This window comes from Paenibacillus qinlingensis (assembly GCF_013204845.1).
GTDB lineage: Bacteria > Bacillota > Bacilli > Paenibacillales > NBRC-103111 > Paenibacillus_E > Paenibacillus_E qinlingensis.
In genome coordinates this window covers 159,541-183,890 of record NZ_JABMKY010000015.1, presented here as the reverse complement: position 1 = coordinate 183,890, position 24,350 = coordinate 159,541, and the positions used below count along the sequence as shown (strand labels likewise).

The 24,350-nt window shown below is 47.0% G+C and carries 27 protein-coding genes, 1 tRNA gene and 2 riboswitches; of the genes, 22 read left to right on the top strand and 6 right to left on the bottom strand.

Annotated features, from left to right (window positions below; all coding sequences use genetic code 11):
* Positions 1–9 precede the first annotated feature (9 nt).
* Together HQN88_RS24310 and HQN88_RS24305 are read left to right on the top strand one after the other, a co-directional pair.
* Entirely contained in the window at positions 10–165 is a 156-nt protein-coding gene (locus HQN88_RS24310) for a hypothetical protein (RefSeq protein ID WP_173117337.1), read from the top strand.
* A 19-nt stretch (positions 166–184) separates the two neighbouring features.
* On the top strand, positions 185–355 hold the full coding sequence (locus HQN88_RS24305; RefSeq protein WP_157256842.1) for a small acid-soluble spore protein P: 171 nt from the start codon (positions 185–187) through the stop codon (positions 353–355).
* Between the two features lie 267 nt (positions 356–622).
* Here the strand turns inward: HQN88_RS24305 and HQN88_RS24300 are convergent, their stop codons facing one another.
* The 4 genes from HQN88_RS24300 to HQN88_RS24285 are packed head-to-tail and all read right to left on the bottom strand — an operon-like array spanning position 623 to position 4,131.
* Positions 623–1,792, bottom strand: a complete 1,170-nt coding sequence (locus tag HQN88_RS24300; RefSeq protein WP_173117336.1) for a hypothetical protein — start codon at positions 1,790–1,792, stop codon at positions 623–625.
* On the bottom strand, positions 1,792–2,268 hold the full coding sequence (locus HQN88_RS24295) for a hypothetical protein (protein WP_173117335.1): 477 nt from the start codon (positions 2,266–2,268) through the stop codon (positions 1,792–1,794). Before HQN88_RS24295 ends, HQN88_RS24300 begins: the two co-directional genes overlap by 1 nt.
* Positions 2,265–2,912: an RNA polymerase sigma factor gene (locus HQN88_RS24290; RefSeq protein WP_173117334.1), complete on the bottom strand. Its 648-nt coding sequence runs from the start codon at positions 2,910–2,912 to the stop codon at positions 2,265–2,267. The genes HQN88_RS24295 and HQN88_RS24290 overlap by 4 nt, the downstream gene beginning before the upstream one ends.
* Positions 2,913–2,925: 13 nt before the next feature.
* Positions 2,926–4,131 (bottom strand): MFS transporter, encoded by a 1,206-nt coding sequence (locus HQN88_RS24285; protein ID WP_173117332.1) that lies wholly within the window; start codon positions 4,129–4,131, stop codon positions 2,926–2,928.
* A gap of 148 nt (positions 4,132–4,279) precedes the next feature.
* On the opposite strand from HQN88_RS24285, the gene HQN88_RS24280 reads away from it, so the two are divergent.
* Positions 4,280–4,612: a hypothetical protein gene (locus HQN88_RS24280; protein ID WP_173117330.1), complete on the top strand. Its 333-nt coding sequence runs from the start codon at positions 4,280–4,282 to the stop codon at positions 4,610–4,612.
* Positions 4,613–4,885: 273 nt separating this feature from the next.
* A complete protein-coding gene (locus HQN88_RS24275; RefSeq protein ID WP_246320422.1) occupies positions 4,886–5,251 on the top strand; it encodes a hypothetical protein in 366 nt (121 codons plus the stop codon).
* 382 nt (positions 5,252–5,633) lie between these two features.
* Here the strand turns inward: HQN88_RS24275 and HQN88_RS24270 are convergent.
* Positions 5,634–5,707 (bottom strand) — tRNA-Arg (locus tag HQN88_RS24270).
* 229 nt (positions 5,708–5,936) lie between these two features.
* On the opposite strand from HQN88_RS24270, the gene HQN88_RS24265 reads away from it, so the two are divergent.
* The 3 genes from HQN88_RS24265 to HQN88_RS24255 all read left to right on the top strand — a co-directional run bounded on the left by HQN88_RS24265 (position 5,937) and on the right by HQN88_RS24255 (position 7,658).
* The gene (locus HQN88_RS24265; protein WP_173117328.1) at positions 5,937–6,251 is read left to right on the top strand and encodes a hypothetical protein; all 315 of its coding nucleotides are present in this window, start codon (positions 5,937–5,939) and stop codon (positions 6,249–6,251) included.
* Between the two features lie 333 nt (positions 6,252–6,584).
* Positions 6,585–7,082: a DUF1648 domain-containing protein gene (locus tag HQN88_RS24260; protein ID WP_173117326.1), complete on the top strand. Its 498-nt coding sequence runs from the start codon at positions 6,585–6,587 to the stop codon at positions 7,080–7,082.
* Between the two features lie 15 nt (positions 7,083–7,097).
* On the top strand, positions 7,098–7,658 hold the full coding sequence (locus tag HQN88_RS24255; RefSeq protein WP_173117324.1) for a DUF1697 domain-containing protein: 561 nt from the start codon (positions 7,098–7,100) through the stop codon (positions 7,656–7,658).
* Between the two features lie 4 nt (positions 7,659–7,662).
* Here HQN88_RS24255 and tadA read toward each other — a convergent pair whose 3' ends face one another.
* Complete coding sequence (tadA, locus tag HQN88_RS24250; protein ID WP_337995174.1) at positions 7,663–8,121, bottom strand: tRNA adenosine(34) deaminase TadA; 459 nt, start codon at positions 8,119–8,121, stop codon at positions 7,663–7,665.
* Positions 8,122–8,387: 266 nt separating this feature from the next.
* A riboswitch (cyclic di-GMP riboswitch) is annotated at positions 8,388–8,474 on the top strand.
* Between the two features lie 123 nt (positions 8,475–8,597).
* Between tadA and HQN88_RS24245 the strand changes: the two genes are divergently transcribed.
* From HQN88_RS24245 to HQN88_RS24175, 15 genes are all read left to right on the top strand, one after another.
* A complete protein-coding gene (locus HQN88_RS24245) occupies positions 8,598–9,332 on the top strand; it encodes a PilZ domain-containing protein (RefSeq protein ID WP_173117322.1) in 735 nt (244 codons plus the stop codon).
* Positions 9,333–9,410: 78 nt separating this feature from the next.
* Positions 9,411–10,511 (top strand): redox-regulated ATPase YchF, encoded by a 1,101-nt coding sequence (ychF, locus tag HQN88_RS24240; protein ID WP_173117320.1) that lies wholly within the window; start codon positions 9,411–9,413, stop codon positions 10,509–10,511.
* A gap of 33 nt (positions 10,512–10,544) precedes the next feature.
* On the top strand, positions 10,545–11,609 hold the full coding sequence (gene prfA / locus HQN88_RS24235; RefSeq protein WP_173117318.1) for a peptide chain release factor 1: 1,065 nt from the start codon (positions 10,545–10,547) through the stop codon (positions 11,607–11,609).
* Complete coding sequence (gene prmC / locus HQN88_RS24230; protein WP_173117316.1) at positions 11,609–12,499, top strand: peptide chain release factor N(5)-glutamine methyltransferase; 891 nt, start codon at positions 11,609–11,611, stop codon at positions 12,497–12,499. Before prfA ends, prmC begins: the two co-directional genes overlap by 1 nt.
* A gap of 150 nt (positions 12,500–12,649) precedes the next feature.
* A complete protein-coding gene (gene spoIIR / locus HQN88_RS24225) occupies positions 12,650–13,411 on the top strand; it encodes a stage II sporulation protein R (RefSeq protein WP_173117314.1) in 762 nt (253 codons plus the stop codon).
* Positions 13,412–13,696: 285 nt separating this feature from the next.
* Complete coding sequence (locus HQN88_RS24220; RefSeq protein WP_420794154.1) at positions 13,697–14,764, top strand: L-threonylcarbamoyladenylate synthase; 1,068 nt, start codon at positions 13,697–13,699, stop codon at positions 14,762–14,764.
* A 175-nt stretch (positions 14,765–14,939) separates the two neighbouring features.
* Positions 14,940–15,500 (top strand): manganese efflux pump MntP, encoded by a 561-nt coding sequence (locus tag HQN88_RS24215; protein ID WP_173117310.1) that lies wholly within the window; start codon positions 14,940–14,942, stop codon positions 15,498–15,500.
* 55 nt (positions 15,501–15,555) lie between these two features.
* Complete coding sequence (locus HQN88_RS24210) at positions 15,556–16,128, top strand: low molecular weight protein arginine phosphatase (protein WP_173117308.1); 573 nt, start codon at positions 15,556–15,558, stop codon at positions 16,126–16,128.
* 109 nt (positions 16,129–16,237) lie between these two features.
* Positions 16,238–16,318, top strand: a riboswitch (ZMP/ZTP riboswitch).
* A gap of 104 nt (positions 16,319–16,422) precedes the next feature.
* Positions 16,423–16,881 (top strand): ribose 5-phosphate isomerase B, encoded by a 459-nt coding sequence (gene rpiB, locus HQN88_RS24205; protein WP_028556915.1) that lies wholly within the window; start codon positions 16,423–16,425, stop codon positions 16,879–16,881.
* Positions 16,882–16,896: 15 nt separating this feature from the next.
* Complete coding sequence (locus HQN88_RS24200) at positions 16,897–17,502, top strand: TIGR01440 family protein (protein WP_173117306.1); 606 nt, start codon at positions 16,897–16,899, stop codon at positions 17,500–17,502.
* A 36-nt stretch (positions 17,503–17,538) separates the two neighbouring features.
* Complete coding sequence (locus tag HQN88_RS24195; RefSeq protein WP_056611727.1) at positions 17,539–18,789, top strand: serine hydroxymethyltransferase; 1,251 nt, start codon at positions 17,539–17,541, stop codon at positions 18,787–18,789.
* A gap of 840 nt (positions 18,790–19,629) precedes the next feature.
* On the top strand, positions 19,630–20,640 hold the full coding sequence (locus HQN88_RS24190) for a glycoside hydrolase family protein (RefSeq protein ID WP_173117304.1): 1,011 nt from the start codon (positions 19,630–19,632) through the stop codon (positions 20,638–20,640).
* Positions 20,641–20,824: 184 nt separating this feature from the next.
* The gene (locus tag HQN88_RS24185; RefSeq protein ID WP_173117302.1) at positions 20,825–21,727 is read left to right on the top strand and encodes an ABC transporter permease; all 903 of its coding nucleotides are present in this window, start codon (positions 20,825–20,827) and stop codon (positions 21,725–21,727) included.
* Between the two features lie 15 nt (positions 21,728–21,742).
* Positions 21,743–22,615: a carbohydrate ABC transporter permease gene (locus tag HQN88_RS24180; protein ID WP_171633376.1), complete on the top strand. Its 873-nt coding sequence runs from the start codon at positions 21,743–21,745 to the stop codon at positions 22,613–22,615.
* Positions 22,616–22,695: 80 nt separating this feature from the next.
* Complete coding sequence (locus tag HQN88_RS24175; protein ID WP_173117300.1) at positions 22,696–24,309, top strand: type 2 periplasmic-binding domain-containing protein; 1,614 nt, start codon at positions 22,696–22,698, stop codon at positions 24,307–24,309.
* The last annotated feature ends 41 nt before the right edge of the window (positions 24,310–24,350 follow it).

Genomic DNA, 24,350 nt, shown 5'->3' with positions numbered 1-24,350 from the left:
GACACCGTGATGACGAAGCAAAAAAGTCCCGATAAGAATTTGCAAAATGTGGCCAAGGATTTCGACGCCAATCCAGTGGGCGCCCATAATGCGCAGCAAATCCAGCAAAAGGTCAACGACCATCGCCATCAAGATGCGCTAAATCACCAAGGAACCAACTCATAAAGGGAGAGGATGAGGAGCTATGTCTAAACCTAAAAACTATTCCGCAGGCGACAATCTCGTTAATAATGGCAATGTAAAGAACCGAAACAACGCGGGCGGCAATCAGGAGCCGTTGTCTGGATCTAAGAAAGTGAAGAACCAGAACCATCACGGCGGGCACGCTGCGGAAGGGCATGGACATGGCGGATAACGGCCAATGAAATTTTTTGAATATCATGATTAAAAAAACGTAAACCGGTCATACTATTATTGTCGGCAAGCAGAGAGGTGTGGTTCCGTTGGAGCAATTAGCGAAAGCGAAACAACCGTTGCAAAGAGGACTTTTCTACCTGTTATAATCAGGCTGGAGGGCGATGTGCTAAAGACACTTACCGTGTTTTATACGCAGATTTAACTTAAGTTTTATGTGTAACAAGGTTCAAAGAAATATCATCAATGCCGACAGAAAAAAGAACCTTTAGGGGTTCTTTTTTTCTATGTCAGTATCATTTTCAAAAAACGTTGACTGTAACTTCTGCTTTCGATTCATGAGCAAACGAATGCCGCCGCCAATTAGTAGAAGGGCTACGATTAGCGTTTGACTGAAGTTGTTAAGCAGATACATGTAATTCCGCGAAGCGGGTAGGACTTGATACAGGAATTGGACAAAGAACTCACTAAAGACATAGTAGCCGCCTAAAACGATTAAAACTACGCCAATCAGACGTTGATAGGCAGTCCAATTTTCGACAAGAGGCTTGTCAGTTAAAGTGCCATTTTCATACTTAGAAATGCTCTGCAGGGCATCAAAAAAGCTAAAGAACCATAGAATCGGGATCAAAAAGAAGAAAAGAGACAGCCGCAGCACATCCAACACGTAAATGGAGAAAAGAAACACAGCCATCAGCTGGATACCGCGTTTGGTCAACGATAAATACAGATGCGCCGCACCAGGGAAAATGGCGATAATCGTGGCAAGGGTCCGATTTTTGCGTCCATGCTCATCGCGCTGGAAATCCTCAAACATACTGCGATCCACTAACTCAAATCCGGCTTGCTTGCGATCTAACTGCTTCAACGCATCGAACATCGTATAAAACCAGAGCACGGGCAACACTAACAGAAAAACGATAAAACCTTCGTTATGCGTCATAATGGTGATGAAGAACACGAGAATGGCAATACCGAAGAAGGAGATCATCGCTGTAAGGCCTCTTTGCATTAACCCAAGCCAGAAATGGCCAACGCCTGGAATGAAGGAGAGTATGAGCACTTTAGATCTTTCTTGTCTCCCTGCTAGTTGCGCATAATAGGAGGCGGCATCCCAAGATGGCACCTCTTGTTCAGGCGGATAAGAGCCATAATGAGCTGGCATCGGCTGCTGATAAGGTGTTGGCATTGGCACTGGAGCGTTCAATAAATAGATTACCATATCGACCATGTTGATAATCCAAGTGAGACCGATAGGAATAAGCAGAAAGGCGAATTCGTCGGCATCATGGGATACAATTCCTAGGAAGAGTATGAATGATAGGCCAAAGAATAAGAAGCCGTATAATAAACCGCGGATCGTACGATTCATATATAAATGACCTACTCCGGGTATGAAGGAGAGTAGGAATGCAACAAGATTACTTTTAGTAGGCATTAAGGCTCTAGGCCTCCTTTTTTATGTTCATTTTGTATGTTGTCTAACCATGTTAGTGTTTTATTAACGAGATGATCGGATATCGAAATAGGTGTCTCAAGAGAGGCAGGCGCTTCTAGAGGAGGAGCGGGCTTGAAGGCACCATAAGTTCCTATCTCCTGTGACAGGCCATGGAAAAAGCCAGTTGCTACGAGCACCAGCGTCGCGGCAGCCGCAATCCCATAGTGGAACATCGTTGATCGATACCAAGCTGGTTTCGTTCCAACCGTTCGGGCTACAATTCGATTCATGTAAGCTGCTGTATCTTTGACCTCTACGGTCGGTTGTGCTGTTAGGATTTCTATACATGTCATGTAATTCGCCAAGCATACCTCGCAACGGTATACATGATCCTCCATCTCGTCCCTTACTTCTGACGGCAGATGATCCTCCACATATTGCATCCATTCCTGTTCACTATAATGGGTAACCTTCATCGAAACTCCTCCTCCTTCCAATGATTTCGCAACCACAGCTTGGCTCTGTATAGCTTGGATTCCACTGTCTTGATCGTAATACCTTGAGCATTGGCAATATCTTGATACGATTGTTGATGAATATAATAGGCCAGTAACACATCTTGGTAGTTTGCCGGGATCTGATGGAGCTTGTGACGAACGAATTCCGTCGTTTCTCTGATCATAACTTCCTGCTCCACACTCTGTTCTGGAGGTGCTGGTCCTGCCAAAGACAGCCCCTCCTCGAATTCGGCGACGCTATCCTCTTTGCGCCGACTGGAGGCGCGTTTGAAATCAATAGCTCGGTTCACCGCGATGCGAGTCATCCAGGTTTTCAGACCTTTCTTTTCATACCGAGGGAGGGAGAAGTAAATGCGGGTCCAAACCTCTTGGGACAAGTCTTCGGCGTCCTTCTGATGACGAACAATCGCATAGATCGTCTGCAAAATGTACGGACGATACCTTGCAATCAACTCACGGAAAGCCGCTTCATCGCCTTTTAGAATATGATTAATTAGTACGTGCTCCTCAATATGCTTCTCCTCCTCTCCGCATGAATAGACGAGGCTTACCCATCCTACCCCTGCACATTTATCAAAAAAAGAGTGAATCGTGAGATTCACTCTTACTTATCATTTATTGTACCATTGTAGATTTGTTAGTCCCCAGCGGTTGTTTCTTAACGGAACTCTGAACGAACAAATACGCGAGTAGTGCACTTCCAGCACCGAGGATGCCGAGTACAATAAAGCCCTCATTCAGAGAGAAATAGTCGCCAATGATGCCCATAAGAACAGGCCCTACGAACATACCGAGCCCATAAATGGCTTGGAAAAAGCCCATCGCCGTCGCCCGCTTATCCGCAGGCATGTGCTTAATGCTCATTCCCATGAGCAGGGTAAACGAAAGCCCTCGACCAAACCCAGCGAATGCCTGTGTAATCATGAGCAGCCAGAGATGATGGGTGAACGGCACCGTAAAGGTGAAGATCCCCATGAGCAGAAAGCCAGCTACAACCATGCTCTTCTCACCATATTTCATGGCCCAGCGTCTTCCGCCGAATAGCGAGGCAAGCGCAACAGGTACGTTGGCGAACAAGGAAAGTAAGGAGAGCGAGAATTTATCTGCGCCAAGCTGCATCGCATAAACCGGTGTGAAGCCGAACACCGTAGCAAATATCAGCACCTGCGATAGGATAGCGAGCAGAGAAACAAAGAGGAGTGTGCGATCCGTCGCCACATTTCCGATTCCGCGCATGGTAATTTTGGGCGCGTCTTTTTCTACTTTTTCGATAAGGAAGAAAGAACCGACCATGCCTAGCAGGCCAAGCACTGCACCGAGAATGAACACAGATTCCCAACCTAACTTGTCTGCTGCCCAGCCTGCACTAAGTATGCCTAGCACCTGACCGAGTGAGTTGAAAAAGGAGATCGTCCCGATCGCCTTCGTAGACTCTTCATGCTTGTAATAGCTTGTGAATAGCACCGTAAAATCAACCCAAGTGGCTGCGGCTGCCCCTGCAAGTGCTCGGAGGATCAAGATCCACGTAAAATCGTGCGTGAACCAAAGACCGAGTCCCGTAATGGCGGTGAAGAGAAGACCGAAGGTGATGAACAGCCTTCTTTTATGAAAACGATCCGACATAATGCCTACGGGGATGCGGAGGAGCATCTGCGAGATGCCGTACATACCGACAATCCAGCCGGCCAATTGATGGCTTCCCCCGAGGAATTCTACGTAAGGCGCCATGATCGGAACACTGGTGTACATCGACATCCAGAACAGCATCGTGACCGCACAGAAGAGCGGGATGCGATAGGATGAAATAGGGCGAGTTGTCATCGGAGGGAGGACTCCTTTCTAATGAGTAATAACTCTATTATCCTTCTTTTGCTAACTGGGCGTCAAAAGGATTATGCAAAGCTAAAAAGCTGTAACCATTTTTTAGTGGGCGAATATCCTATGGATAGTTAAAGAAGGAGGGATAGGCGTGTCCGCAATGAATCCTATTCAAGCTAGTCATGTAAGTGGCGACGTAAAGGCACATTGTAATAAATATATGAATTACCATGTTATTGCGCATATGAAAGATGGGTCACAAATTGAGGGAATTATTGATGGTATGGATAATGAAGGCGTCACGATGTTAGTTCCGGAAGATATCGGTGGCGAGGGAAGGGAAGCGGATCCCTACAGACAACCGTTTGGATACGGATACCGCCGGTTTCGTCGGCAGCTTTTTCCGTTTTCTCTTTTTGGATTTCCGTTCTTTAGACCGTTCCCGTACTACCGCCCATTTTATCCTTACTATCCTTGGTATTAGTAGAACCGGAAAATCTGCGCAAGAAAATAACCCTAGACCCTGTCAAACCGAACGTTCCATCTGCCACACCGTAAACAAGCCGAATATGGTATAAAAAGAGACCACCCGAAGGTGGTCTTTTCTGTATCGCTTAACTCCATGCGGCCACGTCAAGCAGATCCCACAGGTAGGCTGTGCTCCGAATTTCCGCTACACACCCGCTAAAAATGCCCCGTTCGTAATCTATGATTCTAGCATCTACTATATTATTCCATTTAGAAAGGAGAATGCCATGTGATTAGCAAAAAAGCGCTCGCAGTGATTAAAAGAGCACAACTCAAAACAGGCAAAAAATACACTGCCGCACGTACAGTTAAGTACAGCATCAAAAAAGCAATCAGAGCAACCGATTTAGGTGATGGATTTGGACGCTTCGTAATTTCAACTACACGCTTAGGACCAAACACTTTTCGGAGAATAGAAGTCTTCGGGAACGACTACAACATCATCAGTGGAGCTTGGGTATTTAGTGGCGACCAACAAGGCTACATGCTCGACAGCTACTCCAGTGCCGAAGACCATTGGTTCTTTACGGCGTGGAACCCAACTAATTCCATCCGTTTTGTAACAGTTACCGTCATTGCTAAGCTTAAACCATAATACAGACAAGTCTATGTGCCTACAAGTGGCGCATTTTTTTGGGTTGACGATAAAAAACGCTAACCCCAAGGATAGAATTAGCGCAATAAATCACGGTGTTATTTTCGTTTCCCAACACACGTCATTCCGAGCTTTGCGATCGCCGTCGCTGCTTTGCCGAGATGACCCTTAACAACAGATCTACCTCTACGCGGATCACTCATAACGAAAAAACCTCCTACGTATACCGTAAGAGGTCGCATGAATCTATTATGATAGCGGTGAATTTAAGACATTCAGTCCCGTCCATTTTCGAGTATATACGGTGTGCATTGCGAAGGCCTGTCCGTTAGTATTCAACGTTAGATAAACGTTGATATACCGCCGTTTTAGGGTAACTGTACGCGCCCGATACGATTCGAACGTACGACCTACAGTTTAGGAAACTGTTGCTCTATCCTGCTGAGCTACGGGCGCATAGTAAGGTTTATGATAGCACGAAGCTTTTTGTGGCGCAATCTTTTGGTGTGATGATATTTCTTCGTGGCAAGGGTTGCATTTTTTCTCTCACAAAACAGCCGACGAAATTCGACTTTTTTTTATTTTTACTATATACATTTATCAAATTCCTAGGCTAAAATAACTATAAGGAAATTTTTTACTTATATTTAGGAATTATTTACAATCAATGTTAGGAGAGATGTCTATGTTGAATTGGATAAGAGGTTTATTCTCATCAAGTCAGGAAACCGAGCATGCTGCTGGACTTGAGCAAGCCACGATAGCGATGGATCATAATACCGCGAATCTCGAATCTCTTAGCGAACAGTTCGACTCTCTTGGCGATAACCTCATTGATGCTGCTGAGGGACTGGAAGTGCAAGCAGAAGAACTTCAGCTGCAAGCAGAACTGCTCGAACAACAAGCGGAAGCACTTGGAGACCAAGCGGAAGAGTTTGGTGAGGACATAGAAGAAGATTTTTATGAAGAAGAAGAAGAAGACTATGAGGATGAAGATTAATCCTTTGAATCGAGTACATATGGGCGGTTAGCCGCTGACCTCTCAGACCACCGTATAAGTAGGGAGGTGTTCTGAGGGGTTAATGAATATCCGATTTCGGGAAACCGGACTTAATAGCCTTTGATCTCTGCATAAAGGAGAGATTGAGGGCATTTTTTATTTTATGGGATATCAAATCTCCGAGTGTTTTCTCCACAAGTTTTACCTTGGTTTAGAGGAAAAATCAATAGAGGATTGTAGTAGGTCAGGATATTCCTTATAATCCTGATAATATTAAGGAATAGGGAGATATCAGTAACATTCGAAATCACTCGTATAGAAAGCAGGTGTCCCATGGAGAATCGACCTGTCATTCAACTTCCCAGATCCAAAACTGAAACCGTACTCGATATTATTTCCATGTTCGTAATCATAAGTATGATCGCATATGTCGCCTATGAATGGCACGATATGCCTGAGCGAATGCCGATGCATTTTAACGGTAAAGGGGAGATTGATGGGTGGGGGAATAAAATGAGCCTAATGGCCGTACCACTCATAGGAGTTATCATCTATGTTGGCTTGACGCTCCTAAGCAAAGTCCCTCATGTGTATAATTATCCATCCCAAATTACACCTCAGAATGCCCGTGGACAATATCAGAATGCGCGTTTGCTCATCCATAGTATGAAGACGATAATCCTCATTCTATTTGCGTTCATTGAGTGGTCTATTATTCAGAGTGCAAAAGAAGGCAATGCGGAGCTTAATTTATGGGTGTTAGGCTTTATCCTGTTGATACTGTTTGGCACGATCATCTTCTTCATTATTCGTTCCATACAATTAAAGTAAAGGAGGCAAGTCACAATGACGGTTTACGTGGGTTTTCTGCACGGGATTAATGTAGGAGGCAAAAATAAAATCAAAATGGCCGACTTGAAAAAGACGCTAGAGGCCTTAGAATTAGCGCAAGTACAGACCTATTTGCAAAGCGGTAATGTGCTGTTCCAATCAGAGGAGTCTGTAGAAATCTTACGCCCGCGCATTGAAAAAGCAATCAGCGATGCAGTAGGCGTAGCGCCAACCGTTATTTTGCGTACCGCAGCAGAGCTAACTGAACTTGTAAGGAAGTGCCCCTATGACGCAGAGGCCTTGTCCGAAGGGGAGAGCATTCAAATTTCCGTATTAACAGAAGAAGCCCCGCAGACATTCACCGACATCTTATCCAAGGGACAGAGTGAAGTAGATGAATTTCAGATACAGGGCTGCACAATATATTTTTTGTTTCGGCAAAGTGTGTTGGATTCGAAGCTGGCAAGCAACATCCAGAAACTAAGCGATCGCACGACGACACGTAATTGGAATACGATGAGCAAGCTCGTAGTGCTAGCCGAGGCTTTACAGCAAGTAAGTAAACCTAATGGCTAAGCCCCTAAGCCTTGCCTCGTAATTTTCGGAAAAATTGCGTCAACATCGTGGAACACTCCTCTTGCAAAACACCGCTAACGACATCGACCCGGTGATTGAACCGGTCTTCTTGCAGTAAGTTCATTAATGTTCCCGCACAGCCGGCCTTCGGATCTACCGTACCATAAATAACTTGGGGCACTCGTGCTTGCACGATCGCACCCGCACACATTGGACAAGGCTCTAATGTCACATAGAGCTGGCAATCCAGAAGGCGCCAAGCCTGTAAATGCTCGCTCGCTTGTTTAATGGCAATCAGCTCTGCATGCGCAAGAGGATCCAGGGTTGTTTCACGTAAATTGTGGCCGCGGCCAATAATTTGACCTTGATGGACGACGACCGCGCCGATCGGAACTTCACGGATGGCTTCCGCTTTCAGCGCCTCGCCAATCGCTTCTTTCATCCAAGGGATATGTTGATCCACAGGGGGACACCTCGCAATAATAGTTTATCCACATGTGTATAAAAATCCGAACAAATATTCGTTGTTAACAAGCTGTGGATAATAATGTGGATAACTTATAAACCTGTGGATATTCAATTCCACTACACATTCATACAATAAAAACATCGTCCATGCAAGGATTTTAGTTGAAAGAAGTGCATGGGCTACGTATAATAAAACCATATTGGGTCTTTTAGACCATAAACGTTGGTAAAATTAGTCCGAAATAATAATTACATAGCATGGATCGACAATGGCAAACTTGCTGAAAGGCAAGGACGCAAAGCTGAGGGCCTACGGTTCTGATGAACTATGGCAGTCTAGTTACCGAAATCGCTGATGCTCTTTATGATTGATTGAGGTGATAGGCTGTCCTTTAAGTGGGGGCAGTCTATTTTGTGTACATATACGCTTATAATCCATCGACAATCGACAGAGGAGAGGTGACAGTAAATATGGAGAAGAAGCGGGAATCTTTGAAGTTATATGGGAGTAAGGAAGGATACGATGCGGAAGTATTGATTAATTGCAGAGCTGTTCTAGCGAAGGATGATTTCGTGTCTACAGGTATTCTTACCTACGCGCAAGGGGACATCATGGAGATCGAGTTGCCAGAATACGACGTTTTTCAACTTGGGGATAAAGCGAAGATGACGCTGTATACCAAATCGGGCCTATTTGTCTTTCATACAACAATCGTTGCCAAGGAGCCTAGTTCACTTATTGTCATTAATCCGCCTGAGAATCGGAAGAAGTTTTCGGAGAAACGGGAATTCCCGAGGGTCGATGTGAAGAATAAAGGGCTAATTTTAAGCTTCCAGAATAAGAACCAGAAAGAACAGCATACGCTTGAAAATCCGATCGAATTTTCCATTCAAAACATTTCAGTCAATGGGCTTGGCTTTTCAATAGAAGATAACTCGATGATTGATGGCATTATTCAGAAAAAGTGCCTGCTTCATGTGGAATTGGATTTAGGCTTTGAAATGCCGTGTAAGTTGGAAATTATACGGAAAGAAAAGCGGGATGGCACCTATTACTTTGGGGCTAGCCTTGAGAGCGTTCCTGCAGAGCAAAGCAATGCATTACGGGGTTTTATTCTTCGAAATCAGATCCAAACCTACTTCGAACAGAAGCGGGATGAGGAGTTCAAAAAAGCAATGGAAAAAAAGTCTGCAGCTAATCAATAGCTTGCAGGCTTTTTTTTGCCCGCTAAGTACTATATAATAAGAAGGATGATTTTCGAAAATTAAGGAGTTGTAATGACAATGGCTTTGAAAGCAGGTATCGTCGGTCTACCGAACGTAGGAAAATCGACATTGTTTAATGCAATTACACAGGCGGGGGCAGAATCTGCGAATTATCCGTTCTGTACGATCGATCCGAATGTTGGGGTAGTAGAAGTACCAGACGAGAGATTGCAGAAGCTGGTGGAAATCGTTGTGCCTAAGAGCATCGTGCCGACAGCCTTCGAATTCGTTGACATTGCGGGTTTGGTTAAGGGTGCGAGCAAAGGCGAAGGCCTTGGAAATAAATTTCTAGCACACATCCGCGAAGTTGATGCGATTGTGCATGTTGTCCGTTGTTTTGAGGATGATAATATTACTCACGTTTCAGGGAAAGTTGATCCGATTGGCGACATCGAGACGATTAATCTTGAATTGATTTTGGCAGACATTGAGTCGGTTGATAAAAAGATCGAGCGTTCACGCAAAAACCTCAAAGGCGGCGACAAGAAAGTGGTTGCTGAAGTTGAGTGTTTGGAACGTATCAAAGAAGCCTTATATAATGATATGCCAGCACGCAGCTTGGATTTGACAGAAGATGAGCGCCTCCTGGTTCGCGATCTACATTTGCTAACGATGAAGCCAGTGCTCTATGCGGCAAACGTGAGTGAAGATGAAGTTGCAACGGCGGACGATAATGCATACGTTAAAATTGTGAAGGAATTCGCAGAGAAAGAAAACAACGAAGTTGTTTCCATTAGCGCGAAAGTTGAATCCGAGATTGCTGAACTGGAAGACGAAGAAAAAGCGATGTTCCTGGAAGAGTTGGGACTTCAAGAGTCCGGCTTGAATAGATTAATTAAAGCAGCTTATCGCAAACTCGGCTTGTACACGTATTTCACAGCTGGGGTTCAAGAAGTTAGAGCATGGACAATTCGTAAAGGAACAAAAGCTCCGCAAGCAGCTGGCGTGATTCATACGGATTTTGAACGTGGATTTATTCGTGCAGAGGTTGTTTCGTACAACGATTTGTCTGCTGCTGGATCCATGGCTGGTGCGAAAGAAAAAGGCCAAGTTCGCCTTGAAGGTAAAGAGTACGTAGTGAATGACGGCGACGTTATGCATTTCCGTTTTAACGTTTAATTAACTACAAAAACAAGAAAGGAGTGATCCCCTATGTTGGATCGACTTCAGTCCATTGTGGACCGCTATGACAAACTAAGTGAGTTATTGTGTGACCCGGATGTAACGAGTGATACGAAGAAACTAAGAGAGTATTCCAAAGAGCAATCTGATCTTCAGGAGTCTTACGATGCTTATAATGAGTATAAGAGCGTGAGCGAACAGCTAGCTGATGCGAAAGTGATGCAGAATGAGAAGCTGGATGATGAGATGCGCGAAATGGTCAAAATGGAGATCGAAGAGCTTAGCGAGCAATCTGCTAAACTAGAAGAACATCTCCGCATTTTGATGATGCCGAAAGACCCTAATGATGACAAGAACGTCATCGTGGAAATTCGCGGCGCGGCGGGCGGCGATGAAGCTGCGCTGTTTGCAGGCGACCTCTACCGGATGTATACGCGCTATGCGGATGCGCAAGGTTGGAGAACGGAGATTTTGGATGCTTCCGTGAATGATTTGGGCGGATTTAAAGAAATTATTTTCATGATTACGGGTAAAGGTGCCTATAGCAAGCTCAAGTTCGAGAGCGGAGCGCACCGTGTTCAACGTATTCCAGTAACGGAATCCGGTGGACGGATCCATACCTCTACGTCGACGGTTGTTGTTATGCCGGAGGCAGAAGATGTGGAAATCGTGATTCATGATGCCGATATTCGCGTCGATACATTCTGTTCCAGTGGAGCGGGCGGTCAGTCCGTTAATACAACGAAATCCGCTGTGCGTGTAACCCACGTACCAACGGGTATCGTCGCAACGTGTCAGGATGGTAAATCGCAAAACTCCAATAAAGAGTCAGCGCTTCGCGTACTTCGTACGCGGATTTCAGATAAATTGCGTGAAGAAGAAGAAGCGAAATATGCCGGCGAGCGTAAAAGCAAAGTCGGAACGGGCGACCGTTCAGAGCGTATTCGTACCTACAACTTCCCGCAAAGCCGGATTACCGATCACCGTATCGGTTTGACGTTACACCGTCTAGAAACGGTATTAAACGGCGATATGGCGGAAATTGTGTCAGCCTTAACGATTGCTGCACAATCCGATGCCTTAGAGGCAATGTAATGACGACTGCAAACATGAGTGTGAGAGAAGCCTTTGTGAAGGCTTCTTCTTTTTTAGCGGAGCAAGGCGTCGCAGAGGCTTCGTCTTGCACGGAACTGCTGCTGCAGCACCTCTTAGGCGGCTGCACGCGCACAGAGCTTCTGTTCCGCTGGTGGCAGGAACAGATGCCAGAAGAGCTGGTCGCCACGTGGGACCAGCTTGTTGCCAGGAAGGCCGCGGGTGAACCGGTGCAGTATATCACCGGTGAGCAGGATTTCTTCGGCCTTCCGTTTGAAGTCGGGCCGGCCGTGCTGATCCCGCGGCCGGAGACCGAGCTGCTCGTGGAGGCGATGCTCCACGAGGGCTCGCGTCTGTTCCCGCAAGGCGCTCCGCTCCTTGCGGATGTAGGCACCGGGAGTGGCATCATCCCGGTGACGATCGCGCACGCGCGCCCTGCGTGGCGCGTTGCGGCCAGCGACATCTCCGCGGCAGCGCTGGAGATGGCACGCAAGAATGCGCAGCGCCACGGAGTGGCTGCGCGGATAACCTGGCTCGAGGGCGACCTTCTCGAGCCTTATATTGAGCGCGGGCTCGCGCCGGATATGGTGGTGTCGAACCCACCATATATCCCAGACGGCGACCTGCCGGCGCTGATGCCCGAGGTGCGGCTATTCGAGCCGCACACAGCTCTGTTCGGCGGTGTCGAGGGACTCGACCTGTACCGCCGTATGATCTCGCAGCTGCACCGGCTGCCGCGAATCCCGACGATGGTCGGGTTCGAGGTAGGCATCGGGCAGGCGGAGGCAGTTGCGGCGTTGCTGCGCGCCGCCGCGGAATGGACGGAGATCCGCTTTGTGCAGGATCTCCAGGGGATCGATCGCCACGTGATCGCGATCCGTTCTTTCCAGTAGCCGATTCTGTTAGATCGGCTGCTTTCTTCCATCTATTCGGAGGACCAACTCTATCATTTCGCAAAAAATAATAGATTCATAGGTTTAGCCCCACCCACTATTGTCCATACTGGCTAGTAGAAGACGGGAACGGGAAAGGGGCTACTCTCCATGGTTAAGAGAACGGAGCGCCACTCAGTGAAGAGCTTATTATTCATTGTTTTTGCACTTATACTTATGATGATGTGTTGGGAATCCAATCGGACAAATGCGGCGGTTATTTCGCCTACGATACCTGAAGAATCAATTCGTTTGCGTATTCTAGCAAATTCGGATTCTGCACAGGACCAAGCCTTGAAACGCGAGATTCGGGATGCGATTATTGCTCGTATGGCGGATTGGGTCGTAGGACCACATTCCTTGGACGAGGCTAGAGCGGTCGTGAATGCGCACTTGCCAGAATTTGATCAACTTGTTGGCGAGATGATTGCATCCCGCGGCTACAACTATCCGCATACTGTGGAGCTAGGTGTTGTCCCTTTTCCAACCAAAATGTACGGAAATGACGTCTACCCAGCCGGGGATTATGAAGCTTTGCGTGTTGTAATCGGTTCTGGTGAAGGACAAAATTGGTGGTGCGTCTTATTTCCACCGCTATGCTTTGTAGATTCCGTATCGGGTGAAGCGGTTGCTTCTGCAGCCGTTGTAGTGGCCAAAACGACGGATGAGAATGGCAAGGAAAAGCAGCCGGTTAAAGAAGATAAGGCTAAATCTAGCAAAGATAAAGCTCCTTCCACAGAGAAAGTTGTAAAGAAAGATACGAAAGTAGAAGTCGTAGCTGCTTCAGTTTCTACATCCGAAGAGCCAGCCCAACCGAAAGTGAAGTTCTTCATTTGGGAAATGTTTAAGGCGATCTTTTCGTGGTTTAGCTAGTGGCTGCGAAGGTGTTGAAAGGAATGTAGATGCGCTAATTTGGTGAAACTGGATGTTTTAGGTGATAAGGGGAACGAGGATGCACTATTTCTCCAAATTTTATGAATATGGGTGTTTTTCGGGTAAATAAGTTACCGACGTTCCCTTTCCATACTATTTTCGCCCGTTGACTTGCAAATAGGACATCCTCGTTCCCTTTCCTCTTAATAGTTTTTAGGAGAGTCGTATTCTTATCATTCGGTTCAAAAACAAATTTATTTCATACAAGTAAGGATGAGAGTGATTGTGACAACCTTTTGGAACGTAGATCAAGGCGAGCAGAGAGCGTCAGCCCAGGATATAGCAGAAGCGGCAAGTCTCTTGCGACAAGGGGATACAGTCGCTTTTCCGACTGAGACGGTTTACGGGCTTGGTGCCGATGCAACGAATACCGAAGCGGTTCTACAAATTTTCGCCGCAAAAGGAAGGCCCTCCGACAATCCTCTGATCGTGCATATCGCTGATGAGACGCAGCTCTTAGGCCTTGTTCAGCCAGATAGTCTCACAGCTCATCATCAGGCGCTTATGCAGGCTTTCTGGCCCGGACCATTAACTATTGTGCTACCTGTACTTGCAGGTAGCCTTTCGCCGTTCGTTACGGCTGGTTTGCAAACGGTAGGTATTCGTATCCCAGACCATCCGGTCGCCCTACAGTTACTGCGGGAAGCTGGGCTTCCGATCGCAGCGCCAAGTGCGAATAGTTCGGGTAGGCCGAGCCCTACGTTGGCATCGCATGTACGTGACGATTTGGATGGAAAGATTGGCGGAATTGTAGACGGTGGTGCAACGGGTGTCGGTGTAGAGTCAACGGTTATTCAACTTGTAGAAGAGGAATTATACGTATTGCGACCAGGTGGTGTGACTGTAGAGCAGTTGCACGCGGTTTTGCCAGATATGTATATGCATGTGGCTGGACCGACAGAGGTTGAAGATGCGGATACGCCTCGTGCGCCAGGTATGAAGTACACGCATTATGCGCCGAAAGGCTATATGCACATTGTTCAAGGGGACGACGAGCTGAAAGTTTCAGCATGGATTCAACGTGATATTGATGCTGCCAAGTCACGGGGAGAGTCGACGGGTATTCTCACTTTTGAGGAAAGAGTAGGCGGTTACCGAGCGGATCTCGTTGTCGCATGCGGTTCCTTATCACAACCAGAAACGATAGCTCGTGAGCTTTATGCGGCTCTGCGGTCTTTTGATCATAAAGGGATTAGTTATATTGTCGCAGAAGGCGTACCAGATGCAGGGATTGGCAGCGCCATTATGAATCGATTGCTCAAAGCAGCCGGTCATGAGCGAGTCCGTCTCTAAAAGATAAGATTATATAAGTTTCACGCACTAAAATTGTCTTCTATTTGGCGATAAAACCTTCCTCTTAACGCGGTCGCACATCTTTGAATAGCTTCGATAAAGGTTTTCTCAATAGCATGATTCCTAGTTTGTCCGCATATCTTGAGAAAGAATCGTGGACAAGGGGGATCGTGCTATGCTCGCATCTGGGGTACAAGTTGGGCAACTCATGACAATTGGAATAATGGCGATTGCTTTGGGCCTAGATGCTTTTTCGTTAGGAATTGGCATTGGGATGAAGGGCATTCGTCTGATGGATATTTTGAAAATAAGCATTGTTATCGGTGTCTTTCACGTGCTCATGCCATTAATGGGGATGTTTATGGGGCAATATGTCTCCCTTCTACTGGGTAATGTCGCTACGGCGGCAGGGGGATGTTTACTTATCTTGCTTGGTGCACATATGGTATACAGTTCGATACGGGGGGAAGAGGCTTCAGTCTTCGATCATCGAACGTTATGGGGGCTTATAATTTTTGCTCTTAGTGTTAGTATAGATTCGTTCTCAGTGGGCGTTTCTCTGGGGATGTTTGCTACGGACATTGTGCTTACAGTACTGATTTTCGGATTATTTGGCGGTTTGCTTTCGATAGCGGGCTTACTGCTTGGCAGACGAGTTAGCGGTTGGGTCGGAGAATATGGTGAGGCATTCGGTGGACTTATCCTATTAGGGTTTGGGATCAAGTTTTTACTATGATACAATACGGGTAATTACGTACGGTGAAATAGCCGTTTATTCCAGGGAGGATTTCATGTTGCGAATTCTATTTGTCTGTACAGGAAATACGTGCCGCAGTCCGTTAGCCGAAGGTTTGCTGCGTATGAGGGTGCATCAAGAGGGGCTTGCGGCGGAGGTTCGTTCGGCAGGTGTATCTGCGATGACGGGTGGTCCGATATCGAGAAACAGCCAGTCACTTCTTCATGAAGCGGGTTTCAAGGAAGCTATTAGTTCACTAGCCATTAGCGCTGCGGATGTCGATTGGGCTGATCTGATCTTGACGATGACGACGGGGCATAAACGTACCGTAATTGGGCGCTTTCCTCACGCGGTCGAGAAGACGCATACCCTCAAAGAGTATGTAGAGGACGATGATCGCATTCTCAAGGCGATTGAAGAGCGAGAGCAGCTTGCGGCAGATCTTCAGCTCAAACAAGCGCTATCTCAGACGGTATCTGTGGAAGAAAGAAGCCGCATGTATACGCTGGAAAACACGATTCCAGATTATGATATTTCTGATCCCTATGGCGGGTCACTAGCCGATTATCGGTATACAGCCGAAGAAATTAGTCGGAGCCTAGATAAATTGGTGAAAAAAATACGCTAGCATCCCGAGGGTAACAAGGACGTTTGCTTTTTCCAATAAGGTCCTCAGTAAGGTAGGCCAATAGAGCTTTACACATCGTTGGGAATGCGATAAAATACAAGTAACAAGCAAGACTCAGTGTAACTGGCGACGAGTGGGAGTAACCACAATGGAGCATTGAGCTATACGGCCGGTCGCCTGGGCAAAAGAGCAACGCGCGTTTTTTAGCGTGTGCGCTCTTTTTTTCGTTTTTGGTGAGCTTTGGGATATAATAGGATGGTCGAATTCGAACAGTCAAAAAGGAGCGTTTTATTCATGAAAATTGCTTTAGGCGCAGATCATGCAGGCTATCGTTTGAAAGATGTTATCATTCCTTTTATTGAATCATTGGGTCATCAAGTGATCGATTTCGGATGCAGCTGTGGCGACTCCGTCGATTATCCAGATTATGCACTTCAAGTTTGCGAAAAAGTTGTTGCAGGAGAGGCAGATAAAGGGATTCTGCTTTGTGGAACGGGCATTGGGATGTCGATTGCTGCCAATAAAGTTCCAGGAATTCGCTGTGCACTTGTGCATGACCTCTTCTCCGCGAAAGCGACACGTGAACATAATGATACGAATGTGCTAGCGATGGGTGAGCGAGTTGTTGGACCTGGCGTAGCGGAAGAAATCGTTAAAATTTGGTTGGAAACCGAGTTTTCGGAAGGTGTCCGCCATAAGAATCGAATCAACAAAGTGCAGAGCATCGAAGATCGTTTCACGGTTCACCCCTAGAAATGAGGTTGCGCAATGACAGATTCTATGTATGAACCTATCGCAGAAGCTTTGGAAGCAAACCTTCATGAGCTGGTTACTGTCGGTAGCCTGCGTCCTGGCTATATCTTGGTGATTGGTACGAGTACGAGTGAAATTCTCGGGCATCGCATTGGGACATCGGGTACGTTGGATGCGGCGAAGCCGATTTTTGAGACAGTTGCACGTGTTTGCGGCGAGTTCGGACTGCATGCAGCCTATCAGTGCTGCGAGCATTTGAATCGTGCGCTGGTTGTTGAAGAGGAGTTGCTGGCGCTGGCACCGCAGCTAGAACCTGTATCGGTCATTCCCGTGCCGAAGGCCGGGGGTTCAATGGCTTCCTATGCGTACAGACACTTCGTGAAGCCGGTCGTGGTTGAAACGATTCAGGCGCATGCGGGCATCGATATTGGCTCAACGCTGATTGGGATGCATCTGCGCAGAGTCGCTGTTCCCGTAAGGCCGCCGGTTCGCCATATTGGCCAGGCTTATGTCACGATGGCATTCGCAAGGCCGAAGCTCATCGGTGGTACTAGAGCTGTATATTCCGCGGATTTAGCGGATCAACTTTATCAACAAGCTGCACCTGATGCAGATTGCTAATTTATTAGTAACGACTATCCTTAGGAGGAATATGAGATGACAAACTTTTTGAGCAAGCAAGATCCGAAAATCGTAGAAGCGATGAACCTTGAGCTAGGCCGTCAACGCGACAAAATTGAGCTAATCGCTTCCGAGAACATCGTGAGCCAAGCGGTTCTTGAAGCTATGGGTACTGTACTTACGAACAAATACGCAGAAGGTTACCCAGGCAAAAGATACTATGGTGGCTGTGAGTACGTAGACATCGTGGAAGACATCGCTCGTGATCGCGCGAAAGAGCTTTTCGGTGCTGAGCACGCGAACGTTCAACCGCATTCCGGTGCACAAGCGAACATGGCTGTTTACTTGGCTGCTCTAAACCCTGGTGACACCGTTCTTGGTATGAACCTTGCACATGGTGGTCACTTAACACACGGTAGCCCAGTCAATGCTTCCGGTATCCTTTACAACTTCGTCGCTTACGGCGTAAGCGAAAAAGATTTCCGCATCGACTACGACGATGTTCGTAAAGCAGCTTTCAAACATAAGCCTCGTATGTTAGTAGCTGGTGCAAGTGCGTACCCACGTACGATTGATTTCGAAGCATTGGCTTCGATCGCTAACGATGTAGGCGCATTGTTCTTCGTTGATATGGCGCATATTGCTGGTCTAGTAGCAGCTGGTTTGCACCCGAACCCAGTGCCACACGCACATTTCGTAACAACAACTACACACAAAACGCTACGTGGTCCTCGCGGCGGTATGATTCTTACGAAGAAAGCTTGGGCTGCAGCGATTGATAAAGCGGTATTCCCTGGTTCCCAAGGCGGTCCTTTGATGCACACGATCGCAGCGAAAGCTGTTTCCTTCGGTGAAGCTCTTCAACCGGACTTTAAAGTATACGGTCAAAATGTTATCAACAATGCTCAAGCATTGGCGACTGCTCTTACAGCTGAAGGGATCAACCTTGTTTCCGGCGGTACGGATAACCACTTGATGTTGGTTGACCTACGTAACCTCAACATCTCTGGTAAAGACGCAGAACACGTTTTGGATGAAATCGGTATTACAGCGAACAAAAACGCGATTCCTTTCGACCCAACTAGCCCGTTCGTAACAAGCGGTATCCGTTTGGGTACACCGGCTGTAACTTCCCGTGGTATGGACGAAGAAGCGATGAAAACCATCGCGAAAGTTATCGGTCTTACTTTGAAAAATCCGAAAGACGAAGCTACGCTGGAGAAAGCTCGCGGCATGGTGTCCGATCTAACGGCGCAATTCCCTCTTTACCCAGGTTTGACTTATTAATCATTAGAGATAGGGCCAGCTCTTTGGAGCTGGTCTTTTTTTCTCTACTCGCTGCAACTAGCGATCTCTTTCTACCTCTATCACTCCTATCTATCTCTACCTTTCACCTAGGCCTTACCCTAAAACAAGCTACTCTCTGCAATTATCACATACCACCGCAATCTCCTAGTCATCACCCAACCTTTATCTACCTCAACCCCAAACTAGCTGCTCTGTAACTATCAAATACTACCCCAATCTGCTACTCACCACTCCACCTTTATCTACCTCCACCCCCAAATTAGCTACTCTTGTAACTATCACATACAAACACCGCCCCCTAGCTACCTCTACCACGATCTTTATCTACCTCCACCCCCGAAACAAGCTCCACTCTGCACCTTACACATACCACCGCCGCCCCCAAGCCACCAGCACCCCTGCCGCCCCGCAATCTAACTGGATTTCCTCCATCTATTTGAAGCGTATTTCTCAAAATTCGAGGATTAACTGTATTTCCTGTAGGTAAATTCCCTCGATTCGCTGGATTCTACGAATTCCTGACGGATTAGCTGTACTTTTTCCATCTATGCACCAAAAAACAGCAGATTCGAGCAAATTAGCTGTAGTTTATACAGCTAAACAGGATGGCGAGCAGTCGATCTGCTTTCAAAAACCACAAATCAGCCACAATAAGCCTACACGCAAACTCATTTTGTGCTAACCCGGCCTTAATCACCCGACTAAACACATCCCAAAAGTTCAAACCATCTTACGAAAATATGGAACCTTTCCAAGCTGCATACCCCTTACACTTGTTTTATACAAATGTAAACACTTACGCAGCTAGGAGAGGTGTGCATGAATTTTCAGGGGATGCTTCGGCCAGTACCGGCTGGCGCGAAGTTCGAGTTAGAAGGATGGCATGTTTGGTGTGGTTCGATGACACGAGATGCGGAGGGGAGGTATTACTTGTTCTATTCGCGTTGGCCTGAGAGCGCCGGTTTTGAGGCGTGGGTCACGCATTCTGAAATCGCCTATGCGATTTCGGACAATCCCTTAGGTCCGTTCCATCACGTGGATACGGTATGGACATGTAGAGATGGTGCAGCGAACTGGGACAAGGATGTGGCACACAATCCAGCTATTTTGCGCCACGGTAATCGATATTACCTGTATTACATGGGGACGCATGGCCCTGACTTTGATCTCGACCATCCTGTCGATGAGGCAACATGGTGGACGTATCGCAACCATCAACGTATCGGCGTTGCTGTGGCAGACCATCCTGCAGGTCCATGGACCCGTGGGACGCTACCCGTGCTTGATGTCTCCTTAGGAGAGTGGGATGGACTCATGACGAGCAACCCTACGGTTTGCGAGGCAGCAGATGGCCGTATCCTGATGATGTACAAAGGTGTTGCAGAGGGGCCTCCGCCGAAGGGCGGGGCAGTTAATGCGGGCGTAGCCTTCGCCGATCATCCGCTCGGACCGTTTCGCAAGCAGCCAGAGCCCACGGTAACGAACCCAACGAACGATTGGGCGGTAGAGGACCCTTACGTATGGTGCCATGGTGACGGGTACTATGCGTTGATGAAGGATTTCCAAGGTTATTTTACGAAATCGGGACGTGGTTCTGTGGCCTTGTTTGAATCAGCAGATGGCATTGTGTGGCGACCATCTCGGCATGTACTGGCATTCGATCTTCAAATTGCCTGGGCTCACCAGGTCACACAATTCGTCCTCAGGCTGGAACGTCCACAGTTATGGTTTGACAAGAGCGGGAAGCCTGCCGTTCTGCTGTGCGCTGTACTTGAACGGGAGGGAAGCCGATCGTATAACATTCGAATCCCATTAGGAGGAGATGAATGATGAATTTCTAGCCTTTTGTTACATCAAACGCGCCAATAATTGAGTTAGCAAAGCCGTCTCCCAAGTAGGAGGCGGCTTTCGTGTTTCCGAAGATTTTAGACCATCTGCCAAAGATATGAAAAGGATCGACCCTTTCGCGGCGCTACAATAAAGGTATAACAAACAGAGAGAGGAGAGGCAGCTCATGCATCGAACGATGAACCTGCTGCGAAGATACGGTGTGATGTATGCCCTATTAATTCCGGGCCTGCTGTATTTTGCGGTATTCAAATATGTGCCGATGGTGTACATCGCCGCTGCATTTAAGAACTACAACGTCCTGCAAGGACTCTGGGAAAGCCCATGGGTTGGCTGGCAGAACTTTCAGTTATTTTTCGATGGTGTGTACTTCAAACAAATTATCGGAAACACCATTCTAATTTCGTTTTACAAGCTCGTCTTTTCATTTCCAGCACCGGTTATTCTAGCCTTAATGCTCAATGCCGTTACTGGGACGGGGTTTAAAAGAACCATTCAAACCCTGACTTATCTGCCTCACTTTCTATCATGGGTCATTATTTACGGGTTGCTGGTGGCTTTTCTCGCACCTGGAACGGGGCTCGTTAACCAGTTGTTAACCGCCTTCCACTTAGACCGCATCTCCTTCTTAACGGAGTCCGGTCTGATCCGAACGCTTATCGTAACGACGGACATATGGCAGTCAGTCGGCTGGGGAGCCATCATTTACTTGGCAGCTCTCACAGGTATTGATCCGAGCCTTTACGAAGCAGCAACGATGGATGGCGCGTCTCAGTCCCGTCAATTATGGCATATCACCCTTCCGGGTATTCGCAACGTCATTATCCTCATGCTCGTGCTGCGGCTCAGCGCCATTCTTGATGTTGGCTTTGATCAAATTTTCATCATGCTCAATCCGCTTAATCAAGAGAAGGCCGATGTTATCGAGACATGGGTATATCGGGTCGGTCTACAAGAGGGACGTATTGGACTTGCTACCGCTGTCGGGTTGTTTAAATCGGTCATCGGCTTCGTGCTAGTACTTGGTGCGAATAGGATTGCCAAAAAATTCGACGGACAAATCTGGTAGAAGGAGGAATCATCCATGCGTCACATGACCACCGGCGACCGACTCGCCCAAGGCGTTAACTATTTGCTGCTATCACTGCTCGCCGCTTCCTGCGTACTGCCGTTCCTGTATGTCATCAGCGTCTCCCTTACCCCGATATCTGAGTTCATTAAGAAAGATGGGTTGGTCATCATCCCTACGCATACTACGTTGACTGCTTACCGAGAGATTATGCAAGGGGGCCGATTACTCGATGCCTACCAAGTTACCCTCTTTCGTGTCATTGTCGGTACGCTGCTGAACTTAGTGTTCACCGTCATTACAGCACTTCCACTCTCGCGCAAAGCGTTGCCTGGCCGAAGTCCGTTCCTGCTTTTTATCGTATTCACTATGCTGTTTAACGGCGGTATTATTCCGGGCTACTTGCTCGTGAAAAATATAGGACTGCTCGATTCCGAATGGTCACTCATCATTCCTGGATTGATCAATGCGTTCTATCTCATGATTGTGAAAAGCTTTTTCGAGCAGCTGCCAGAAGCTATTGATGAAGCTGCCCGTATTGATGGAGCGGGAGAAATCGCCATTCTGGTACGCATCGTCATTCCGCTGTCTGTACCGATTATCGCGACGATTGGCCTTTTCTACGCCGTGTGGCACTGGAATAGTTATTTCGATGCCCTGCTTTACATCAACACCCCAGAGAATCAGCCTGTACAGCTATTTTTAAGGCAAATCTTGCTTGCCTCTGTCGCAATTAGCGGGGATGCAGCAGAAGCTGCTAACTCGGTAAACCCCATTTCGGTCCAAATGGCGTCCGTCGCCATTACAACGTTGCCGATACTGGTCGTGTATCCGTTCATCCAGAAGCATTTTACCCGAGGTGTACTGCTTGGCTCTGTGAAAGGATAATAGGGGGCCAAAAACGCGATGATATCTAGAGGCAACTCTCGATATAGCATGTATAATAGACTAAAGGGAGAGGTTCAAAGATGAAAAAGAATTACGCAAGTGCGTTGCTTAGTATGACTGTGATCCTAGGAGTTGTTGCTGCGGGTTGCAGCAAAGCTGAGAATACGGCTTCACCAAGCGCGAGCGTTGCCCCCTCAACGGGAGGCACCCAATCGGCTAAGCCGGCGGAAGCTGACAAGAAGTATAAAGTTAGCTTTTATAATACAGTTGGTTATCGGTTAACAACGCCAATGCCAGCGAAAGAGCAGGATCCGATTCGTCAAATGATCGAGAAAGACAATAATATGGATCTCGATATGATCATGGGCGGAGAAAATTGGAAAGATAAGCTCAACCTGCTGATCTCTTCTAATCAAATTCCTGATATCGTCTCTTTCCCTGACCGTGCCTCTGCGATTAAATATTACGATCAAGGCTTGCTCGCCGATCTCGATGATTTGCTGAAGGAGTTCCCGGAGCTTCCGAAAGCATTCGACCCTTCACGCCTCGAGCCTATGAAATATAAAGGTCATATGATTGGCTTACCCGCTTCTGAAGCTGTTGGCGGCGTAAATGGTTGGTGGATTAACAATACATGGCTCAAAAAGCTGAACCTGTCGGTTCCGACGAATCCACAAGAATTACTCAACGTTATGAAAGCGTTCACTTTCAACGATCCAGACGGTAATGGTAAGAATGATACGTACGGTTACGTCGCGATGCTGCCAAAGGACGGCTCACTGGGTTATAGCACGAGTGGTGCACAAGGTTTCCAACAGATATTCTGGATGTACGGTGTACAGCCTAACTTTGTAGATGTTAAAGATGGTAAAGTTGTTGTCTACAACACCGACGCGAAAACGAAGGAAGCGCTGACGTTCATTAAAGAGATGATCGATGCGAAAGTGGTTGACCCTGACTGGGTAACGATTGACGACGGACTCAAACGTGATAATAAAATGTACCAAGGCAAAGTTGGTATTATGATCGAAGATTGGCGCCGTTTAGAGCCTGCGGAAACGAAGAAAATGCAGGATGCCGGAGGCAGTGTGCCGGATTGGAAGCAAATTGCACCTCCAAAGGGGCCTTATGGAGATCAAATTCTTGATATGAAGCCATTCCAACAGTCACTTATTGGACTTTCGAAGGAAGCGATGAAGGATGCTGGTAAAGCTAAGCGTGCTATGCAGTTCATTCAATATCTATACACCAATAAAGAAGCGTATCCATTCCTTGCTTATGGGATCAAAGATAAGTCCTTTACCGTGACGAATGGTACACCGAAGTTAATCGATAGATCCACGTACAACGAAAAGGAAATTGAGTGGCGCTATAACTATGCTTTCGTTCGTAAAGCGACGGACGGTGTGTATTTCGACTTCCAGAAGCCTGATATCACGAACGCGAACCAGAAGATTAACACGAGCTACTTGAAGGATAATAACGTAAATCCACGTGTTTTTGATGATCCAGCTGACCCTATGTCGCAAGATCGCCTCAAATACGCCAATGAAATGATGCTCAAATTCGTAACGGGCAAAGAGCCTTTAACGAACTGGGATGCGTACGTAAAGACACTGCAGGACAAATTCAAGCTGAACGATGCGATTGCCAATTATACGAAACAACTGCAAGGTGACGGTGTTATCAAATAAGTATAGTGGGGAAAAGGGGAGAAACCTCCTCTTTTTCTACA

Excerpts from the sequence above, each read along its gene's own strand:
- HQN88_RS24310 (WP_173117337.1), top strand. The coding sequence starts at position 10 with ATGACGAAGCAAAAAAGTCCCGATAAGAATTTGCAAAATGTGGCCAAG.
- HQN88_RS24305 (WP_157256842.1), top strand. The coding sequence starts at position 185 with ATGTCTAAACCTAAAAACTATTCCGCAGGCGACAATCTCGTTAATAAT.
- HQN88_RS24300 (WP_173117336.1), bottom strand. The coding sequence starts at position 1,792 with ATGCCTACTAAAAGTAATCTTGTTGCATTCCTACTCTCCTTCATACCC.
- HQN88_RS24295 (WP_173117335.1), bottom strand. The coding sequence starts at position 2,268 with ATGAAGGTTACCCATTATAGTGAACAGGAATGGATGCAATATGTGGAG.
- HQN88_RS24285 (WP_173117332.1), bottom strand. The coding sequence starts at position 4,131 with ATGACAACTCGCCCTATTTCATCCTATCGCATCCCGCTCTTCTGTGCG.
- HQN88_RS24265 (WP_173117328.1), top strand. The coding sequence starts at position 5,937 with ATGTTGAATTGGATAAGAGGTTTATTCTCATCAAGTCAGGAAACCGAG.
- HQN88_RS24260 (WP_173117326.1), top strand. The coding sequence starts at position 6,585 with ATGGAGAATCGACCTGTCATTCAACTTCCCAGATCCAAAACTGAAACC.
- HQN88_RS24255 (WP_173117324.1), top strand. The coding sequence starts at position 7,098 with ATGACGGTTTACGTGGGTTTTCTGCACGGGATTAATGTAGGAGGCAAA.
- HQN88_RS24245 (WP_173117322.1), top strand. The coding sequence starts at position 8,598 with ATGGAGAAGAAGCGGGAATCTTTGAAGTTATATGGGAGTAAGGAAGGA.
- ychF (WP_173117320.1), top strand. The coding sequence starts at position 9,411 with ATGGCTTTGAAAGCAGGTATCGTCGGTCTACCGAACGTAGGAAAATCG.
- prfA (WP_173117318.1), top strand. The coding sequence starts at position 10,545 with ATGTTGGATCGACTTCAGTCCATTGTGGACCGCTATGACAAACTAAGT.
- prmC (WP_173117316.1), top strand. The coding sequence starts at position 11,609 with ATGACGACTGCAAACATGAGTGTGAGAGAAGCCTTTGTGAAGGCTTCT.
- spoIIR (WP_173117314.1), top strand. The coding sequence starts at position 12,650 with ATGGTTAAGAGAACGGAGCGCCACTCAGTGAAGAGCTTATTATTCATT.
- HQN88_RS24215 (WP_173117310.1), top strand. The coding sequence starts at position 14,940 with ATGCTCGCATCTGGGGTACAAGTTGGGCAACTCATGACAATTGGAATA.
- HQN88_RS24210 (WP_173117308.1), top strand. The coding sequence starts at position 15,556 with ATGTTGCGAATTCTATTTGTCTGTACAGGAAATACGTGCCGCAGTCCG.
- rpiB (WP_028556915.1), top strand. The coding sequence starts at position 16,423 with ATGAAAATTGCTTTAGGCGCAGATCATGCAGGCTATCGTTTGAAAGAT.
- HQN88_RS24200 (WP_173117306.1), top strand. The coding sequence starts at position 16,897 with ATGACAGATTCTATGTATGAACCTATCGCAGAAGCTTTGGAAGCAAAC.
- HQN88_RS24195 (WP_056611727.1), top strand. The coding sequence starts at position 17,539 with ATGACAAACTTTTTGAGCAAGCAAGATCCGAAAATCGTAGAAGCGATG.
- HQN88_RS24190 (WP_173117304.1), top strand. The coding sequence starts at position 19,630 with ATGAATTTTCAGGGGATGCTTCGGCCAGTACCGGCTGGCGCGAAGTTC.
- HQN88_RS24185 (WP_173117302.1), top strand. The coding sequence starts at position 20,825 with ATGCATCGAACGATGAACCTGCTGCGAAGATACGGTGTGATGTATGCC.
- HQN88_RS24180 (WP_171633376.1), top strand. The coding sequence starts at position 21,743 with ATGCGTCACATGACCACCGGCGACCGACTCGCCCAAGGCGTTAACTAT.
- HQN88_RS24175 (WP_173117300.1), top strand. The coding sequence starts at position 22,696 with ATGAAAAAGAATTACGCAAGTGCGTTGCTTAGTATGACTGTGATCCTA.